Raw genomic sequence first — 19969 nt, 5'->3', positions numbered from 1 at the left:
TTATACCCCGTACTGAGCTTTCCATAATTTTGTGTAGTAACCATCTTTCTCAAGAAGTTCCCCATGCTTTCCTTTTTCAAGTAAATTTCCTTTTTGAAATACGAGAATTTGGTCAGCTTTTTGAATGGTTTTTAAATGATGAGCCACTACAAGTACAGTTCTATTCTTTGCAAGTTCTGTAATAGCATCTTGTATCAAAGATTCATTTACAGGATCAACATTACTTGTCATTTCATCAAGAATTAAAATAGGTGCATCCTTTAGAAAAGCTCTTGCAATAGATATTCTTTGTCTCTGTCCACCTGATAAAATCCCACCATTTTCTCCAATATCAGTTTCATAACCTTTTGGTAAACTCATAATGAAATCATGTATTCTCGCTTTCTTTGCAGCTTCAATGATTTCTTCTTTCGTTGCTCCTTTTTTACCTACCTTGATATTTTCTTCAATGGTATTATCAAACAACTGAACATTTTGCATGACAATACTAATACGATCTAAAAGCTCATCATAAGGAATATCCCTTATATCAGTTCCTCCTAGGGTGATTTTTCCTTTATGCACATCATAAAATCTTAAAAGCAAGTTGGTTATAGTAGTCTTTCCACTACCTGATTCTCCAACTAAGGCTGTCATTGTTTTTTCAGCAATAGAAAAGCTCAATTTTTCCATTTTAAATTCATCTTTTTCATAGGAAAAATCTATGTTTTCAAAAGCTATATCATTATCTTTCGGAATAATCCCATTCACTTTATCCGGGATTACATCTGCATATAAAATTCTTGAAAGTCTTTCATAACTGTCCACCGCCGAAACATAGTACATATAGTGTTGTTCCATAGAAGCGAACGGCTTATAAAACTCTTTTGAAATTACTGCAAAGATAATAAAATTAAGTACATCAAGACTTCCCTTTATAACAAGTATTGCTCCTGCAATTAAAAGAACTAAATATCCAATATCCAGTAAAAACCCAAATATAGATAGCTGTTTTGCCTTGAATCTTGAAGCTACTTTGCTTGTTTCTCCAAACTTTTTTGTCTTGTTCATAAGCTCATTATCCAAGCTTTTATTGTTTGAAAAACTCTTTAGTACAGGTATTCCTCTAACATATTCAACAAATAAGCTAACCATATCAAGAAGTGCTGAATTATTCTGATTCTCTATTCTTTCAGATTGCTTAATTGTCAGATATAGAAAGACAAGTGCAATCGGAACAGATACAGCCATTAGAATAGCAAGTTTGAAATCAATACTTGCAAGACCGATAAATACGACTGCACCTATCAAAAAATCGCCAAACATTCTCGACCACATGTGTCCTACAACAAGAGACATATTATCAACATCTTTGTGTAAAATTGTATTAATCTCTCCCAGTCTTTCATTGGTATAAAATCCCAAACTGAATTTTTTCAATTTAATAATCATGCGTTCTCTGATTTGCTGAACAATATCAAAACCTGCACTATGCTTTTTCATATCTGCAACCATATTACAAATGCCTTTGAATACTACAAGTAACCCAATTGCAATAAAACCTTTATATAAACTTGCTAAACTCGTCCCATCAAATATCTGAAACAGTATAGAAAATACGATAACAATCATGGCTATGGAGCTTAGTCCATAAAGGGCAAAGAATACACTTGATATAATCAAATCTCTCTTGCCGGTTTTTGTAAGCAGCTTTAACATTTCTCTAAACATTTTCTGTTACCACCTCTTTCAAATTCCATCTATCTACCTTGTTCTGTGCTTCAACCATATCCTTATAGAACTCACATCTTTTCATCAACTCTTCATGGCTTCCTGCATCAAGAACAACACCCTTATCCATAACTATAATTTGGTCTGAATCTCTAATTGTGTTTAGATGATGAGCAATTGTAATAATGGTTTTATCCTTGCTTAAATCGTCAATTGCTTCGCCGATTAGTCTTTCATTTTCACTATCAACAGCTGCCATTGCTTCATCTAATATTAAAATCGGTGCATTTTTCAGTATCATTCTTGCTATGGAGATTCTTTGTTTTTCTCCACCAGATAACTTAACTCCCATTTCACCTACTCGTGTTTCATATCCATTTGGCAATGCTGAAATAAAATCATGGCATCTTGCTTTTTTAGCAGCTTCTATGACTTCTTCTTTTGTTGCATTTAGTTTTCCAATTGCTATATTTTCAAAAATACTTAAATCAAAAAGGATAACTTCTTGTTGCACACTACCAATCAGCATTGAGATATTTTCTTGACTATATTCTTTTATATCTTTTCCATTTATCAGTATTTGTCCTTCATCTGCATCCCAAAATCCCATAAGCAAATTAGATACAGTACTTTTCCCACAACCACTTGCTCCTACAAAGGCGTTCAAACTATTTTTCTTAAAATTCAAATTGATATTTTTAAGCTCAAAGCTATCTTTTCCGTATGCAAAATTCACATCTTTAAATTCTATATTTCCAAATTCTAAACCTTGTTCTGTCTTTTTCTTTGGAAGCGGAACTGTTAAAACTTTTCCAATCGCCTTTAGTGCTTCCTTAAACACAATAGAAAAATGTTGCAATGTAGCCGTCTTACTTATAGATGCAGTAAAAGCAGACGATAAAATAATGGCAAGTATAAAATTAGGGGTTGTAATATTTCCATAGTAAAGAAATATACTTCCCAAAATCATGACAATAACTACTCCAATTTCCATAAATATGTCAATGAGTCCCATTGGAATTGTAATTGCTCCCATGCTCTTTTTAACCCAGTAAATATATTCTCTTGCCGTTTTTAATGTTCTTTCACTAATCTCCTCTTCTTTAGCAAAAGCCTTAATCACAGAAATATTTTTTACATATTCCATTAGCTCTTCTCTCATCTTATTTTCATGGTTAAAGTAAATAGCAAAGTTTTTATCCATTGTTTTCTGTGAAAGAACTTTTACCAAATACATGAGTGGAACTCCAGCAATCATTCCAAGAGCAAGACGCCAATCAACAAAAATCATAGCTACAAAAATAATGGTAGGCAGAAGTGTAACTGCCATTATTTCAGGAAGACCATGGGCAAGGTATACTTCCACTTGCTCTACATCATGTTGAACAATGTTGGTAAGCTCTCCTGTATTATGTTCTTTAAAGAATCCCAAACTTAGTTTTTTCAGATGACCGATAATATCTAACCTAAGTTCTGTTAATTTTTCGTATGCTTTCTCATGGGCAACCTTTGTTGCAAAATAATAAAACACTCCTTTTAATACAAACGATATAAAGATTCCCAAGAATATATACTTTAAATTACCTTCGTTAATATTGTTTGTGATTAAAGAACTAATCAAATATACAAGTAAGATTTGTGGTATCAAATCAAATACTATTTTTAAAGCAAGAAGTGAATTGGATAAACTATTTTTCCCAATCACTTTTTTCCTTAATTCTTTTTCCGGCATGAACAACTCTCCTTTCAAAATTGAATAATATTGAATTTTAATTCAGTATTAAGGTTTAAAGTAAGACTTTGCTGATTACGCAAAGTCTATTTTATCCGATCACTATATTTTTTTAAATTACTGTATCAGCAAATCAAAAATTATAGCACAATCTTTTTCCATTTTCTAATCTTAGTTCTAAACGTTCCAAAAGGGGCAACCGTATTAACATGAATAAACTTATAAACTTCCCATGTCGCTGTTTTAGTAGCTTCATCAGCCCATTTTCTCATATGCGGTTGAAATAATTCTTCTTCACTTAGTGTATCAATCATTGTATAGATAGATATAATATTTTCTTTCAATCGTTTCTTTAATTCTTCTATCGATAAATGAGCATAAGTATCGGTAAACCACTGATATAATTCTCCAAGTTGATTCCATTTAAACATATCCGACGGTGTCTTTACTTCAAAACCGTTTTTCTCATCTTTTTCCCATTTCAAAACTAATGTTGTCCATCCGAGTTGATAAGCAAGATTTTCTGCTGGTGTTCTGTCAACTTCAGGGACTCTCTTATCTTTGAGAGATTCAGGAATAATATCAAATTCAGAAATATACTTTTCAAAACTTTTATTTATCTCAGATTTCAGTTCTTCTTTATCTTTATATATCTTCAAAATATCTCCTCCAAAAATTTAAATTTATCGCATTTAAATATCAAATCAACTTACAATGATTCCACTCCCTTGTAATAACACTTTGCAATAAGTTTTAGCATATCTTTTGCCCACTTTTCACTTTGATAATGCCTTGCTATTTCAAGAAGTCCCTCTGTAAAGTTACTGGCTAAAATATGGGCAAGCATTGGATCATATTCCTGTTTCGATTGTCTTTTTAAACTTACTTCAATATGAACCTGCATTTGCGATATGAGTTTTTGTTTTGCTTCTGTATGCTTTGTACCTGAGCTTTTATCCATTAAAATAATTAACTTCTTACGATCTTTTAAAAGTTCATGAATATAATTTTCTCCAACTTCATCAAACCTTTCAGAAGCAGAACCTTTTTCCAAAGATTCTTCCTCATTAAAAGCTGACTCGAAGTTTATATAAACAGAACTTACTACTGCATCAAACAAAACTGCCTTATTTTTGAAATAGGTATAAATTAGTGCCACAGGAATATCTGCTTCTTTTGCAATTTCTGTTAATTTGGCACCTCTATAATCCTTTTTATAAAATACTTTTTCTGCTGCTTCGAGTATTCTATTTCTAACTTCTTCTTTTAATACTTGTGCCATAGCACACCTCTTTCTATTCCAATACTGAATCTATATTTAATAATAAATTAAAATTCAATATTTGTCAAGATAGATTTAAATATTTGTTTTTATATACTCACTCACCGGTATCCCCACTCTTTTCAAAACCTTTATTTTCTCCTGTTTCTTCTGTTCTCTTCTTGCCTTATATTTATCTTCATACTCTTTCTGTTTTCCACTCGCTTTACGCTTTAGGTAATTTTGATGTAGCTTGTCTTTTCTTTCTTCGATTTTTCTTTCTTCTTCCTCAAGTTTTTGTTTTTTTCTTCGCTTAACTCCGCCTGTGGTAGTTCGTAATTACCTATGAAATTAAAGTAAATTTCTATCTTTTGCTTTGATGTCTGACTTCCTTTTCTATCTCTTTCATGTACGATAATCTTTTCTACAAACTCATTTATCATTGTAGTTGTAAGTTCATCAAAGTTTTCATAACGACTGATAAGAGATATAAATTTTCTTGCTCTGTCTGTTTCTTTTTCATATCTTGATACCTGCTGCTCTAAATCTTTGATCTCTTTGCTTAAAGTTATCTGCTCTGTTTCATATTGATTGTTTAGTATCTCATATCTGCTATTTGGTATTTTGTTAAGGATCATATCTTCGTAAATTCTGCACATAAGTCGTTCGAGTTCCCTAAGTCTGTTTTGGCTTTCCGTTAATCTTACCTTTTTCTTTTCTATCTCTATTTTTTCTTTTTCTTCCATTTCATTTTGAATGGAACAGATAAAGGCTTCATTATCTTCATCAAGGTATTTTTTAATATCTTTTAGTGTGTCTTGTATTAAATTTAAGACTACTTCCGCTTTTATTCTGTGTGCTGATGGACAAAGCATGCCACAAGGTGTTTTAGTATAGGCACTGCAAGTGTAATAGGGTATATTTTTGTAATTGCTTGTTCTATGAACATACATTTTACTTCCACAATCTGCACAATACATCAGTCCTGTGAGTGGGTGATATTCTCCCCAACCGTCAGGATACCTTTTTACATTTCCTCTTATCCTTTGCACATTGTCAAAGGTTTCTTGATCTATAATTGGCTCGTGTGTATTTTCAAAAATAAGCCAGTTATCCTCGGATACATATTTGCTTTTCTTGTCCTTGAAGTGTTTTCTTGTTTTGAAATTGACTGTATGTCCCAAGTATTCCTGTTTCTTTAAAATGCTTGCTATGGTTGAGCTGCACCAACGATAGGGATGTTCAAAGTTTTTGCTTTGATATAGTCCATAGCCTAATTTCTGTTGATGATAGGCTGGTATATCTACTTTTTCACTCTCCAATATCTTTGCTATTCGATACGGACCATTTCCTTGCATGGTCAGGTTAAATATTCGCCTTACTATCTCTGCTGCTTTTTCATCTACTATCCACTTGTTTTTATCTTTTTCATCTTTGATATAGCCATAAGGCGGTGTACTTGCAGTATGTTTCCCACTTTCGCCTTTTGACCTGAAAGTCGATTGGATTTTTCTTGATGTATCTCTTGCATACCATTCGTTCATGATATTTCTAAAAGGGGTAAAATCATCTTCTCTGTAAAAACTATCTACATTGTCATTGATAGCGATTAGTCTTACGCCCTTTTGTCTTAGTATCTCCATACATTGACCGACTTTGAGATAATCTCTGCCAAGTCTGCTCATATCTTTTACAATGATACAACCAATATTTCCTTGATTGACTCCGTTCATCATTGCCATAAATCCCGGTCTGTCAAACTGCGTTCCACTGATTCCATCATCTGTAAAGTGAATGATGTTTGACAAATTATTTTTGCTTGCGTATTCTTCCAATATTTTTTTCTGATTGATGATAGAGTTACTCTCTCCTTGCAGTTCATCATCACGACTTAATCTCTCATAGAGTGCTGTTATCTTTTCAAAATTCCTCATTTTTACCCCCTTTCTCTTAATTTTTCAATAAAAAAAGAATTAAGAAGTACATATTTCACTAAAATAGTGATTAAGTGTTCTCCTTAATTCTATTACTCCTGCTGCCAGTTTATATTTCTTATATTGCTTAACTGCAAAATGACTTGGATCTTTCTTTTCAAGAGCTTCAAAGAGCCTATCAATTGGGTTCATATAGGTTTCGTCATCTTCTCTAACCTCACTTGCGTCAATCATATCTAAGAGTGTTTTAAAATTCTTTTCTTCTTCAGGTGCTTCATAATAAATATAACCGATGAGGGCAGTGTAATATAACTTCTCAGCCTTTACCCAGAAATCTTCTCCTGCCTTTTCTCCATCTCCCTTTGTGTTAGCAATGATTGTTTGCACAAGTTTTAAAATATCTTTTTCTGATCGAAGATAAGCAAATGGATTGTATTTCATAGACTTTTTAAAGTTTATTGTGTTCAAAATCTTTATGTCATATCCATTTTCATATAACATTTTTCCACACTCTAATACAAGTGTCCCCTTAGGGTCTGTTACTACATAAGAAGAGTGCATTTGCATTAGATTTGGCTTTACATAAAATCTTGTTTTACCTGATCCAGAACCTCCTATTACTAATACATTTTTATTTCTAGCGTATTTAGGGTTTTTAGGTCTTGAGTTCATTGTAAGTCTTTCGGTATTAGTTATAAGAACATTATTTTCAAACTTTGGATCAATATATGGAGCAATATCCTTACTTTCTCCCCAGGAAGCGTTTTGTCAAGTGCCTTTTTATATTTATGGATGCTTTTTCTACAATGGCATTTTAACTTTTAGACAAAGAAAAACAGTAAACCTTTTTTGATTTACTGTTCTTGTTTTAGTTTCGTATAAATTACTATTTTTATAAATTACGCAAGTAAAATCACTATAACCATGTAAGAACTTCTCTATGATATAGAATAAAGTAAAATACTAAGAAACTTATGATTATAGAAAATAAGTAAACATAGCGATTTTTCACTCTTCTAAAAAATAATACTCCGAAAGCAATAGTTCCTATTCCATCCATTAGTAACTGAAATAGAAAAGTATGTGTCATGTAAAATTTTATTGCTATAGCTACCGTTTCAGAAAATAATGCTCCTACAGGCAACGAATATAAAATAGAGTTATAAAATTTATCTCTATTCCAATAATAAAGTACAAACGCTGCAATCGCACATGGTATAGACAAAATAGTAAACATTATAAATAAAGAAAAACGAAATCCATCCGAAAACATTGGAATAAACATACCAAGAATAGCTTGCAATCCATAAAAGCTCAATGTCATTCCAAACATATATAAGAATGAGCTAATTCCTGCACACTTATTAGATGAACTTTTTACTACTATTACAGTATTTGAAATCATCCAAAATCCTAATAGTGTTTGAACAGAAGACCAACTCCATAAAGTATCTAATGAGCAGTAATCTAATAATCGAGTAATACATCCCACCAATATTCCAATTAAAAATATTTTTATATATGATTTTCTATCATCTCTTAACTCCATTTTCGTTATATTTCATCTCCTCAAAACCAATTTACTTTTTCATCTCTAAATAATGGACTTTTACTCTGTTTATAAGGATTGTAGTTATTGCAATTACAACCAAACTCTTTCAATGTTTTTATCTTATTATCGGCTGTCCAAACAATCAAAGAAATACCGTCAAATTCTTCAACTTTCCCTTCATTCATTTTATTTTTGAAGTGCCATTCTACAATGGTTTGATTATCCTTATGAAAAAATTGCTTTATATCCCACGCAAGCACTGTTCCTCTTGTATTCCATTCATTAAACCAGTGCTTTACAGTTTGACGATTTTCATACTTTGGACACCAACTTTCAACATAAATTACATCATCTGAAAAAATTTCATCTATCCCTAAGTCTTGTTGTTCAAGCCACATATCAAACCATAAACGAATGATTTTTTCTCTTTCATCCATATATTTAGCACCTCCAAAATCAAATATTTATATATTATTATACCATTTTTTCACTTAGTTTTATAGGTCTAACTCGTTCCGCTTTACCTGTGATAGTTGCTTTTCGTGTTCCTGTAACTGCTCTATACAGGTCTTAACTTTTTCTGCTTGTTCTACTTCTTCTCTTATCTCTAATATTTGATTGTAAAGGCTCTTTTTCTCTTTCTTCAAAGTGGCAACTTCTGGTTCCCATTTACTGATGGCTAAGGTCTTGCTTTCTCCTAAATGGTCTTTCAAATATTTCTTAGCACTTTCAAATAAAATAATCTCTGCTGTATGCTCATTATAAAAATCTTCCTGTTTTCTTTTCTTTAATTGTGCATAGACTTTGTAGGTGTCCTTATACTTCAAATATTTTTCTGATTGGTCGATGAGTTGTGTTTTTTCATCAATCTTCTTCTCGGTATCTTTTAAGGCTCGTGTTGTCTTATAATTCTTATCTCTAAGGATAACTATATTTTCTTTAAGCTCGGATAATGAAGTGATGTTTTTCTCTTTGAGTAGCTGATAACTTTCAATATATTTCTCCAAATCTGCATTATTGTTATCTGCGTTTTTATGAATAAGATTTTCAAAGATTGACAACAGATTTTCTTTGGGTGGGAGGGTGGACTTTGTATTTTCGTTTTCTATTTTTTCTTCTTTTCCTATTCCTCTTATCCAATTTAGTAATGCCTTTATTCTTCTTGAAATTTCTCTTAAAATCATATTTTGATGTTTGATTTCTCGGTTGATATTTCCTCTGTCTGTGGCTATGCCTTTCTTCTCCATTTGGGTTGCTGACACTCCTAAATGAATGGTCGGTATTTGTTCTATCCCTTGTCTTTGATAAGAACGATGATCTACTTTCTCCTGTATGCTGTTTTCTTCAAGATATTTGTTTGTAATATCTGCCCATGCTTTTCGCCATTCTTCTGCCTTGTCTTGCTCGTTCCAATCTGTTGTATTTATCTTTCTTGTTTTGTAATTACCATTTTTAAGTTTTACTTTTTCTCCATTTTCATCAAGGATATATTCCTTTTTTGATTTTGCTCCCCATGTTGTATCTTCGTTTAGTGGTCGCATGGTAAGTAATATATGACAATGTGGGTTTCCATCATTTTTATCATGTAGGGCAATGTCGGCACACATACCTACTTTTACAAAATTTTCTTTTACATATTCTCGTACAAGATTTATTTGTTTCTCTCGGTCTAATTCTTTAGGTAAGGCTACTTCAATTTCTCTTGCAAGCTGTGAGTTTTTACTTTTTTCTATTTTCTCAACACTGTTCCACAATGTCCCTCTATCTAAAAATTCCTGTGGTGCATTTTGTGGTAAAAGAATTTCAGTATGTGCTATTCCGCCTTTTCTTGTAAAGTCATGCAGTTCGCCATCGTATTCATTTTTTATTTTTTCGCCACTTCGATAGGCGGAAGCTGCTACTGCACTTTTGCCTTTACCTCTTGAAATAATCTTTATACAAAGATGATATATCGCCATAAGAGAAAACCTCCTTTCGTTTTTCTGATACTTTGATGTGGCGATAGATAAGACTTCCTAAAGAAATCGGATTGCTTTTTATCCGATTTCTTTTGGTAAGTACACAAGGGGTAGGAAATTTATTTACGTAGGGGAATGTAGTTCCCCTGTATCAGCGTTAGCTGATATGCCCTCTGCTAAGAGCCTTCGGAGAACGCACGCACCTGCTAAGGTGTATATGTGCGCCCTTGTAAACAAGGGACTATTCCTCTATCCCCGTTTCTTCATCTTCTTTTTCTATATTTTCAACTTCGCTTTCTTCTCTGCTTTCTATAATTTTTTGTATTTTGAGATTGGCTTCCTCTTTACGAATTAAAGATGTGATTAACTGATAAAATTCATCTTTGGTTAGATTTTTGCTTTCTGTAAAGATACTTTCAAAGACTGCTCCTTTTTCATATATTCTTTTATCTCTCTTTTTTCTTTCTTCCTGTTTCTGCTGACTGATGAGCTTTTTCCTTTTGTTTTGTAACTGCTTGATTTCTTCATCTGCCATTAAGATTTTTTCTTCTATGTTCTTCATTTTCTCATTTCCTCTCTTTCTAATTTTGAGCAAATAAAAAACAGTAAACCGAATTTGATTTACTGTTTCATATATCTATTTTTTATTTAAAGCTATTTTCTATTAGCATCTGCACTTGCCCTAATGGGATATTAAATATTATACCGTAAATAGACATTCCAAGTAGCAATACTGCAACAACTATGCCTATTCCATAAAGACATCCGTTACTAACTTTAGCTTTTTTAACTTTTATATTTATATAGCTATATATGAGAAATACTGCAAATATAAAAGCCAAAATATAATTTGGTAACATACTCATTATACTTTACCTTTTATTTGCAAAATTTATTCCAAAAATCTACCCAACCACTATGTTCTTCTCTTTGGTCAATATAAGTGAATGTTTCTTCATCATACCAATCATGATTTACTATATCGCCAATAGTCTCAGGAACAAAAAAGTTGAAAAATTCTTTCTTGAATGAGTTTCCGTATTGTAGATAATATGAACCTACCATCTTGGTGAAATTAGTTTTCTTTATATCTTGTGGTCTATAAAGAAGTGCTTCACCAACCTGAGTTAAATCAGGGCTTACCTCAAGGAAAACTAAACTTAAATCACTTTCCTTGTAGCCAAGTATAAAACTTCTATACTTATAGGAAACCGTACGAAGTACCGCAAAATTAGCTCCACCTATATCTTCTGAATAAGCATAGATTATTCTATATTCTGAGCCATTATCTACTTTCCTATCAAAGATTTCTCTCATTAATGCCTTGTTTTTATCGCTTTTTGCTTTATCTAATTCAACTTCTTTTTTTCCTCCAAACAGTCCGAATAACCCCATTTTTTGTTCCTCCGTTCATTTAGTTTTTGAATATAATCATACTTTATTATACCACTTTTTAGTTATTTTTTCTATCATTTTTTATCTGGATTCAATTATTTTTGTCTTTTATATTGTAGGAGTGGTATACCTATTTATTGTTTTTCATTCTTTTTAGAATGTATTACCTTAAACAGTTTATCTTGAAATGTTTCTTTGCTCTTTTTGTCAAAATATATCTCTGTTACAAAGGTCTTTCCATTTATCTTCTTTGTAAGAATGCCATCGGGCTTTTGATGTTGTTCTGCTTGTATTTCTTTAATATCTGTTTTCTCATTTTCTGCCATTTAGTTCCTCCTTTCGACTTGCACAAAAAAAAGATTTCCTGTGATTAGGAAACCTCTTTTGCGATTAATTAATATTTGGTTTTAGGTTGTTGCTTGTAGTTTCTTTTTTGCTCTGTATTCTCTTGCTTTTAATTTTTCATACTCTCGGCACTTTTCAAGATTTTTGGCTCTGTATGCTTTAGAATATGCCCTATGATAAGCTCGTGATTTTTCTCTCTTTGCTTCTTCTATTTCTTCCCTCATCTGTATCATTTCTTCTTTTGTCGGCTCTATCTGTTTTGTAAGTTCATTTTCAAATTTTCCGATATAGTTAAAATAAACCTCTATTCGTTGAACTACATATTTTGCTCTTTTTACATCTCTTTCATGCACTACGATTTTACTGATAAACTCATTGATAATGGTAGGGGTAAGTTCTTCAAAGTTGGAATAGCTTTCTGCAAGTCTGATAAATTTCTTTGCTCTTTGGTTTGCATTTTCACATTCGGATAAGCGTTCTTTGATTTCTTCTTTTTCTGCTTTTAAGGTGTAGTATTCTTCAGCATACTTTCTTGATAACTGTTCATAGCGTTCTGTATCCATATTTCCAAGTGCATTATCTTCATAGAGTTTATTCATCACTCTTTCTATCTGTTCCATTCGATCTGTGATTTGTGGCATACGCTTTTGATTTTTCTTGAATTCTTCGGTCTGTTCTTTATACAGACTCCCTTTTACAAGTTTCTCAAAATCTGCTTTGTTTTCCAAAGAATACTGTGCTATCTTTCGCAAGACTTCTGCAATATTTTCCATAACCTCATCAACATCAATGCGGTGTGGGGAGTTGCATTTGGGGTGCTTTGCTTTCCCTTTGGCATATTCACTGCAATAGGTTACATGCTGTACTCTTCCATTTTTGTGTATGGTGCGAATGTGCATTTTTGTTCCGCAATCTTTACAGTACATCAAGCCTGAAAGTGCGTGAATTTCTCCATCTCCGTTTGGTCTTTTTACAGGTGCATTTTTTAACATACGCTCTACATTTTCAAAGGTAGTTCTATCTATTATTGGCTCATGCACATTTTCTGTTATTTGCCATTTGCTTTTATCTACATAGTGGTTTCTCTTATCTCTGTAATGCTTTTCGGTCTTGAAGTTGACTACATCACCACAATACTCTTGTCTTTTCAGTATGCGTGTTATGGTTGCTTTGTTCCAGTTATATCTATTTTCTTCATTTAGTGGTTTGTTTTTAGCTGTTCCTCTATCTTGTCTTTTCATATAAAAGGTTGGGGTTAGTATTTCTTTTTCTTTCAGGTAAAAAGCTATCTGATTTCTGTTTTTTCCCTCCATAAATAGCCTGAAAATGAGTTTTACAACTTCGGCAGCTTCTTTATCGACTATCCAATAATCTTTGTTATCAGGGTCTTTTATATAGCCGTATGGGGCTTCTGTTGCAACAGGCTTTCCGTCTGCTCCTTTGGTCTTTATTCCTGTCTTTACTTTCTTGCTGATGTCTCTTGCATACCACTCTGACATGATGTTGATAAATGGGGCAAATTCCAATGTATTTTGGTCAATGCTGTCTATACCGTTGTTGATGGCGATAAAGCGTACATTGTTTCTTCTAAATATCTCCATAGCGTTTCCGACTTGAAGATAATCTCTTCCCCATCTCGTCATATCTTTCATAATGACAATGCCGATTTTACCACTTTCCACATCGCTTATCATCTGTGTATAGGCGGAGCGGTCAAAGAACCTACCGCTTTCATCATCGTCGATATAGTGGCGAATGTTTATCAGCTTTTTATCTCTTGCATACCTTTCTAAAAATGCTTTTTGATTGACAATACTATTACTCTCGCCACCGTCTCTATCTTCATCACCAACTGAAAGGCGGGAGTATAGTGCTGTGATTTTGTTATGATATTCTATCATGGCATTATCCTCCTTTTCTCGTGTCTATATATCACTCCTGTTCAGTTAATATTATGCAACCCATCTTGCAGATCCATATTCCTTGCCTTGCCTATATTTCTTTTTATTTTTACCTTTGCTATAAACAATTAGCTTAACAAGAGCGGCAACTGAAATACCCACTAACAAGTTCCTTGGATTAAGGCTTGGTATATAAGATAAAGTTCCTATATCAGAAATTCCCACCATTAATCTATCAATAATATCTCCTCCAACATAAGAATTGATGTGCTTAGAAAAGATATTTCCAATGTAGAAAAAGGATAAATAAGGAATGTTTGATAATATAAATTTCTTTGGATTGTCTATTTTAATTAGGTTTTTAATATCAGAAAGAATGGCTTTTAATATCTTATTCATCGTAGAAACCTTCACTATCTAATAAAATTAGTAGGTAATGCCTTCCCTTTGGTGTTATAAATGTCTGTATGCCTACAAGTGTACCAAGTGGATCAACCCATTCTTTTACTTCAAAATATCCCTTGTTCTTATCTGCATAAGGTAGAAGTTTCTTTTTCTTATCTCTGTAAATTAATCCCTTATCCATTAGAAAACTTATCAACTGATTTTGTGGTATTCCTAACTCTTTGGCAGTATTTCTAAAGTTTGTAAGTAGGTTATAATCTACTAATTTGTCATAATAGTCTGCCTTTGGTCTTAATTCTTCAATCTCTTCTTCTCTTTCGGCAATAATTCTATTGGCAACCAGAATTGCATCTGCAAGTAGCTCTTCGTTAGTTTTCTTTTCTTGACCAGCTATATATCCTCCATTTTTTCTAATACTTGGTAAGACTTCTCTAGTTACCCAAGCTTTGAATATTTTTGCTTGTGGTAGTTTTGATGAGAGGATAAGTGAATACAATCCTGACTCATTAATTATTGAAATATTCTGTATTCCTCCAGGGGTGTTCCATTTCGTTACACCCTTATCTTCTTCATCTACATGGTCATAAATAGCTTTTCTTGGATTGACATATCCTAGCATAGCTGCTACTTCATTTGCTATAAAGAAAAACTCACCGTCTTTTTCTATAACAGTGAGTTTCCCAAAATTCTTATTTTCAAATGTTTTTAAATTACTTATCATAAGCTTTGCTCCTTATGTTTATTTTTAACTTTATCTTTACTAATTGTGTCCTTAGCCATATCTTTAAACTTATTTATTGTCTTCGTTATCGAATCTTTTCTATCGGCCTTTCTTTCAGAAGCCTTAACTGCTTTTTTAAAGGCGTGTTCCATAACTTTTATATCCTTAGATTGAAAAAACACAGAGTGGTTGCCAGTTTCTTTATCTTTCATAACAGAAAACTTCACTCCGTGTTTATTTAAAATTTTCTTTAGTTCTTTTAACTCAGGATCTTTTAGATTAATTTCTTCTAACTGTCCCTTTTTAACCATGTCCTTTAGTTTTACTTCTTCTCCGTTATTTTTTATTACATTTTTCAAGCCTCCTTGTTCTTCTATTTGCTTGTGTACTTTCTTTAAGGCATCAAGAATTGCTTTACTTGTTGCTTTTGCAAGTCTTACTTCAAGGTTAAGACTCGACCTAGATACTTCTTCATTAATCATCTATTCCACCTCCATATAAAAGTAACTCTTTGTATTTTCTTAACTTCTCTTGATGTATTTTTCTTCTAAAATCTTCTCCCGTAACTTTAACTGGTATTGTCATTTCAAGTATTCTTGAATATATCCTCTGATACTCAAGGTCAATATTAGGATTTTGAATAATTTCCAATGATAAGTTTGTAGTAAAAATTGTCGGCCTACCCTTTAAGTATCTTGAGTTTATAATGTTATATACTTGTTCTCTTGCATAAGATGTATCCCTTTCAATTCCAAGGTCATCTAAGATTAACAAAGGAATATTAGAGAGGTTACTGATAATTTCATTTGAATCTAGCTTAAATGCTGATTTTTGTATTTGATTTATAACCTGAGATAAATTCATAATCTTAACTTTAACTTGTTTTCTTTCGATTAATTCATTTGCAATAGAACAAGCAAGATAAGTTTTACCACTGCCAACATCTCCATAAAATAAAAGTCCAACATTGTCTTCCTTCATTTGCTCAAAGCTTTTGGCATAATTATAGGCAACCTTGTAGGCTTGACCTTTTTCATTTAAGAATCTCTCAAAAGTATATTGGTGTTGGATAGGCGATGAGAAGCAATCTCTTTTTAGCGATGATATTCTCGTTAATATTTCTCTTTCTGCATTTTCCTTATCTCTTTTTATTTCACATTCACATTTAATTCTTGGAATAAACTTTGTAAATCCAATGTCAAGTAATTCTCCATCGACTCTTTTACCACATACTTTGCAATAAATATGTCCATTTCTTTCAATATCATTTTCTCTTAATACAAAATCTTTTAAGTTCTTCATAAACTCTCTCCTATATCGTAATTCATTTTTCTTGTTGTATTATCATTAATGTTTTTTGCCTGATCAGTAAGATACCAATTGATTATCGTTGCCTTGTGATCTTGATACACTCTGTTATTTGCTTTCATATATGACGACAACCTATTAATATATTCACTAATTCTGCTTCCTAACTCATTTGTTAAGTCCTTGTATTCTTCATCAGTCAAAAATATGTTTTTATATATTCCATAAGGCTTTTGCCCTTTACTAAAATCATTCTTTCTTAACTCATTATTACTAATATTGTTATAGTTACCTTCCGATTTTCGGAAATCTTGAAGTCTGTTATTCGGAGTTCTTGAATTCCGATTATCGGAAGTCTGGACTTCTGCTTTTCGGAAATCTGGATTTCTATTATTTGAATCGGAGAAAACACTCATAAAATCTTTAACATATATCCTATTTGGTTTTCCAAGTCCTTGTCTTTTCTTTTCTATCAATCCAATTCCTGATTTTATATCAAGCTCATTTATAATCTTTAAGGCTTTATCATTAGCACAGTTAAATTGCTCTTTAATAGCATCCATTGTGTAGTAAATAAAGACTTTTCCATCTTCATCTATCCAGCCATTTTTATATGAAAGACCCATTCGATTAAGCATATATGAATACAAAACTTTAGCTTCAATAGAAATGCTCTCAAAAATCTCATCTTCCATTAATACCATAGGTAACCTAATGAAGTTATACATTTCAGATTGCCTATTATAAAAATAATCAAAATTCATTCCTACCTCCTTTCTTTAAAATAAAAAAAGACGACAGAATTATTGCTTTCTATCGTCTACGGTTGTCTTATATTTATTTTTCTTCAAATTGATTTTATTGTATAGTTTAATAATTCTAATAATCCAATAACATATATACCTAATTTAGGTAATCCAAATGGACTAAATAAAAATGCTAATATTAGTGCTTCAATTACAATTTGCTTGTCTCCTTGAAAAATGCTAGCTATTCCAATTATAAAAATCAAAGTAGAAACCACGCTTAACAACGCAGTACTCAAACTTAATATGAAGGTTAAAAAAGCTATGAGCAAACTAAACACTAATCTTATCGGCAATAAAATTATTCTAATTATCCATCTCATACATACTCCTAAAAATTAAACTGGGATTCATAACAAACCCCAGTTTCATAATTAGCGTGTCCTTTAATATAATTTTGATCCTGCTGGAATATTATCATCCAGCATTATTAAGTTAAGTTTTTCTTCACCGTCATACTCACAAATTGCAGATATAATCATACCTTCTGAGTCGATTCCCATCATCTTACGAGGAGGAAGATTACAAATTGCAAGTAGTGTCTTTCCAATTAAGCTCTCTGCGCTGTAATATTCCTTAATACCAGATAAAATAACTCTTTCTTTTTCAGAACCATCATCTAATGTAAATTTCAAAAGTTTTTTTGACTTAGGAACTTCTTCGCAGTATTTAACCTTTACAACTCTAAAATCAGATTTTGAGAAAGTTTCAAAGTCTACCATATCTTCAAATAATGGTTCAACTTTCACTTTTGAAAGGTCAATTTCTTCTGTCGTAAGTTTGTCGTAAGTTTCGTAAGTTTCTTTTGACAAACCCCCATTTTCTGCCTTTTCTAAGCCTATTGGCTTCATTGTTGGGAATAAAAGTACATCTCTAATGGATGGTTGGTCTGTCAAAAGTACAATCATTCTGTCAACGCCAATTCCAAGTCCACCTGTTGGTGGAAGGCCTACTTCAATTGCGTTTATGAAGTCTGAATCCATTGGATGAGCTTCGTCATCGCCTGCTTCTTTTTCAGCTACTTGTGCTTCAAATCTTTCTCTTTGGTCGATTGGGTCGTTAAGTTCAGAGAAGGCGTTGGCAAATTCCCAAGTGTTTATGAAGGCTTCAAATCTTTGTGTAAGTCTTGGGTCCTTTGGATTTCTCTTCGCAAGTGGAGAAACTTCTACTGGGTGACCAATTACAAAAGTTGGTTCAACTAGGTGTTCTTCGCAGAATTCTTCAAACATTTCTGAAAGAATTTTGCCCCAAGTGTCGTGGTCTGAAATTTCTAGTCCCTTTTCTCTTGCAATTTCTCTAGCCTTTTCATCTGTGTCAATTTCGTTAAAGTCTACGTCAGCGTATTTTTTAACTGCGTCGATCATGGTAATTCTCTTCCAAGGTGCCTTTAATGAAATTTCTGTGCCTTGGTAGTTTATTGTGTCAGTTCCAAGAACTTCAAGGGCTACATATTCGAATAAGTTTTCAGTTATTCTCATCATTTCTTCGTAGTCAACATAGGCTTGGTAAAGTTCAATGTTAGTAAATTCAGGATTGTGCTTAGGGTCCATTCCTTCGTTTCTAAACATCTTGCCCATTTCATAAACTTTTTCAAAGCCACCTACGATTAATCTCTTTAAGAAAAGCTCGTTGGCAATTCTAAGTTGCATGTCAATGTCAAGAGTGTTGTGGTGAGTGTAGAAAGGTCTTGCATTTGCTCCACCTGCTACTGTGCCAAGGATTGGTGTTTCAACTTCCAAGAAGCCTTTATTGTCTAAAAATTCTCTGATTTTTTTGATAATTTGATTTCTCTTTATAAATACATCCTTTACTTCAGGATTTACAATTAAATCAACATATCTTTGTCTGTATCTTAGGTCTGGGTCCTTTAGACCGTGGAATTTTTCTGGAAGAATTTGAAGTGATTTTGAAAGTAGAGTGAGATCTGTTGCACGAACTGTGATTTCGCCTGCTTCTGTCTTAAATACAACTCCCTTTACTCCAACTATGTCTCCAATGTCAAGTCCCTTTACTTCTTCGTACTTGTCTTCAAGGACATCCTTTCTTGCAAAAACTTGAATAGTTCCCAAGGAATCTCTCACATCTAAGAAACAAATTTTGCCATGGCGTCTCTTGCTCATTACACGACCAGCTATGGAAACTTCTCTCTCTTCATCTTCTTTAAACTCTTCTTTGATGTCCTTGGAGCGAGCAGTTACATCGTAGGTTTCATTGACAAAGGGATCCTTGCCTTCGCTTTTTAATTCGTCAAGCTTTTGTCTCTTTAACAAAAGCATTTCATTTAGATTTGCATCTTCTGTTTTTTTCACAAATTGCCTCCTAAATAGTTATTCCGCAAATTTCATATTTAATAATTCCGTCTGGAACTTCAACTTCCACTACATCGCCAACGCGATTGCCAATAAGTCTTGAGCCAACTGGTGATTCGTTAGAAATTTTTCCTTCTAGTGGATCTGCTTCTGCTGAACCAACAATTGTGTATTCGTCTTCTTCCATAGTTTCAAGTTCTCTTACCTTTACGTTGGAACCAATGTTAACTACATCTGTATTTAAATCTTTTTCGTCAATTATCTTTGCATTACGAACCATCATTTCAAGTTTTGCGATTCTCTCTTCAACTTGTGCTTGTTCGTTTTTAGCTTCATCGTATTCAGAGTTTTCAGAAAGGTCGCCATAACCTAGGGCAACTTTAATTCTCTCAGAAACTTCCTTTCTTCTAACTGTTTTTAAATACTCAATTTCATTTTCAATTTTTTCTAGACCTTCCGGCGTGAAAAATATATCTTTTTCCAAAATTCTCTCTCCTCAATATATAAAAAATAAGGCGTCAGCCGCCCTTTACAAAAACCTTTTAATCTAGGCTATTATAGTCGAAACTTCTCTTTATGTCAAGATTTTAAAGTTTTTACATGATTTTTTCATAAAATTTCTCAAAAAAACC

19 protein-coding genes and 3 pseudogenes are annotated in these 19969 nt (G+C 32.6%); all 22 read right to left on the bottom strand.

Features of this window, described 5'->3' with window-relative positions; translation table 11 throughout:
- On the bottom strand, window positions 1-1710 hold the full coding sequence (locus HGPG_RS00495; RefSeq protein WP_019124103.1) for an ABC transporter ATP-binding protein: 1710 nt from the start codon (window positions 1708-1710) through the stop codon (window positions 1-3).
- Entirely contained in the window at window positions 1703-3442 is a 1740-nt protein-coding gene (locus HGPG_RS00490) for an ABC transporter ATP-binding protein (protein ID WP_001114256.1), read from the bottom strand. Before HGPG_RS00490 ends, HGPG_RS00495 begins: the two co-directional genes overlap by 8 nt.
- A 140-nt stretch (window positions 3443-3582) precedes the next feature.
- Window positions 3583-4101 carry a ClbS/DfsB family four-helix bundle protein gene (locus tag HGPG_RS00485; RefSeq protein WP_000708365.1) on the bottom strand — a complete coding sequence of 173 codons (519 nt, stop codon included), beginning with the start codon at window positions 4099-4101 and terminating at the stop codon, window positions 3583-3585.
- Between the two features lie 50 nt (window positions 4102-4151).
- Window positions 4152-4724 carry a TetR/AcrR family transcriptional regulator gene (locus tag HGPG_RS00480; protein ID WP_000079884.1) on the bottom strand — a complete coding sequence of 191 codons (573 nt, stop codon included), beginning with the start codon at window positions 4722-4724 and terminating at the stop codon, window positions 4152-4154.
- 75 nt (window positions 4725-4799) lie between these two features.
- Window positions 4800-6637: pseudogene (locus tag HGPG_RS00475) on the bottom strand (DUF4368 domain-containing protein).
- 96 nt (window positions 6638-6733) lie between these two features.
- A pseudogene (locus tag HGPG_RS00470) lies at window positions 6734-7402 on the bottom strand (type IV secretory system conjugative DNA transfer family protein); the annotation flags it as partial.
- Window positions 7403-7553: 151 nt separating this feature from the next.
- Entirely contained in the window at window positions 7554-8186 is a 633-nt protein-coding gene (locus HGPG_RS00465) for a hypothetical protein (RefSeq protein ID WP_019107267.1), read from the bottom strand.
- Between the two features lie 20 nt (window positions 8187-8206).
- Window positions 8207-8626: a nuclear transport factor 2 family protein gene (locus HGPG_RS00460; RefSeq protein WP_019107268.1), complete on the bottom strand. Its 420-nt coding sequence runs from the start codon at window positions 8624-8626 to the stop codon at window positions 8207-8209.
- Between the two features lie 60 nt (window positions 8627-8686).
- Window positions 8687-10147, bottom strand: a complete 1461-nt coding sequence (mobQ, locus tag HGPG_RS00455; RefSeq protein ID WP_019107269.1) for a MobQ family relaxase — start codon at window positions 10145-10147, stop codon at window positions 8687-8689.
- A 241-nt stretch (window positions 10148-10388) separates the two neighbouring features.
- Window positions 10389-10709: a DUF3847 domain-containing protein gene (locus tag HGPG_RS00450; RefSeq protein WP_019107270.1), complete on the bottom strand. Its 321-nt coding sequence runs from the start codon at window positions 10707-10709 to the stop codon at window positions 10389-10391.
- An 82-nt stretch (window positions 10710-10791) separates the two neighbouring features.
- Window positions 10792-11007, bottom strand: a complete 216-nt coding sequence (locus HGPG_RS00445) for a hypothetical protein (RefSeq protein ID WP_245543871.1) — start codon at window positions 11005-11007, stop codon at window positions 10792-10794.
- 19 nt (window positions 11008-11026) lie between these two features.
- The gene (locus tag HGPG_RS00440) at window positions 11027-11542 is read right to left on the bottom strand and encodes a hypothetical protein (protein ID WP_019107272.1); all 516 of its coding nucleotides are present in this window, start codon (window positions 11540-11542) and stop codon (window positions 11027-11029) included.
- A 134-nt stretch (window positions 11543-11676) separates the two neighbouring features.
- A complete protein-coding gene (locus tag HGPG_RS00435) occupies window positions 11677-11868 on the bottom strand; it encodes a TnpW family protein (protein WP_019107273.1) in 192 nt (63 codons plus the stop codon).
- 81 nt (window positions 11869-11949) lie between these two features.
- Window positions 11950-13788: a DUF4368 domain-containing protein gene (locus HGPG_RS00430; protein WP_019107274.1), complete on the bottom strand. Its 1839-nt coding sequence runs from the start codon at window positions 13786-13788 to the stop codon at window positions 11950-11952.
- Between the two features lie 60 nt (window positions 13789-13848).
- A pseudogene (locus HGPG_RS00425) lies at window positions 13849-14187 on the bottom strand (VirD4-like conjugal transfer protein, CD1115 family); the annotation flags it as partial.
- Window positions 14180-14914, bottom strand: a complete 735-nt coding sequence (locus HGPG_RS00420; RefSeq protein ID WP_019124102.1) for a phage antirepressor KilAC domain-containing protein — start codon at window positions 14912-14914, stop codon at window positions 14180-14182. The gene HGPG_RS00420 and the pseudogene HGPG_RS00425, both read right to left, overlap by 8 nt.
- Window positions 14911-15396 carry a PcfB family protein gene (locus HGPG_RS00415; protein ID WP_000606600.1) on the bottom strand — a complete coding sequence of 162 codons (486 nt, stop codon included), beginning with the start codon at window positions 15394-15396 and terminating at the stop codon, window positions 14911-14913. Before HGPG_RS00415 ends, HGPG_RS00420 begins: the two co-directional genes overlap by 4 nt.
- Window positions 15389-16216: an ATP-binding protein gene (locus HGPG_RS00410; protein WP_000793095.1), complete on the bottom strand. Its 828-nt coding sequence runs from the start codon at window positions 16214-16216 to the stop codon at window positions 15389-15391. Before HGPG_RS00410 ends, HGPG_RS00415 begins: the two co-directional genes overlap by 8 nt.
- Window positions 16213-16986 (bottom strand): replication initiator protein A, encoded by a 774-nt coding sequence (locus HGPG_RS00405; protein WP_001008419.1) that lies wholly within the window; start codon window positions 16984-16986, stop codon window positions 16213-16215. The genes HGPG_RS00410 and HGPG_RS00405 overlap by 4 nt, the downstream gene beginning before the upstream one ends.
- Window positions 16987-17069: 83 nt before the next feature.
- Entirely contained in the window at window positions 17070-17351 is a 282-nt protein-coding gene (locus HGPG_RS00400) for a CD1845 family protein (RefSeq protein WP_019124101.1), read from the bottom strand.
- Between the two features lie 63 nt (window positions 17352-17414).
- Window positions 17415-19304: a lysine--tRNA ligase gene (gene lysS, locus HGPG_RS00395; RefSeq protein WP_036731333.1), complete on the bottom strand. Its 1890-nt coding sequence runs from the start codon at window positions 19302-19304 to the stop codon at window positions 17415-17417.
- Window positions 19305-19347: 43 nt separating this feature from the next.
- The gene (gene greA, locus HGPG_RS00390; protein WP_019124099.1) at window positions 19348-19821 is read right to left on the bottom strand and encodes a transcription elongation factor GreA; all 474 of its coding nucleotides are present in this window, start codon (window positions 19819-19821) and stop codon (window positions 19348-19350) included.
- Between the last annotated feature and the right edge of the window lie 148 nt (window positions 19822-19969).

It is taken from the genome of Peptoniphilus grossensis ph5, assembly GCF_000311825.1.
GTDB lineage: Bacteria > Bacillota > Clostridia > Tissierellales > Peptoniphilaceae > Peptoniphilus_A > Peptoniphilus_A hominis.
This window is presented reverse-complemented; position numbering and strand designations above follow the sequence as displayed.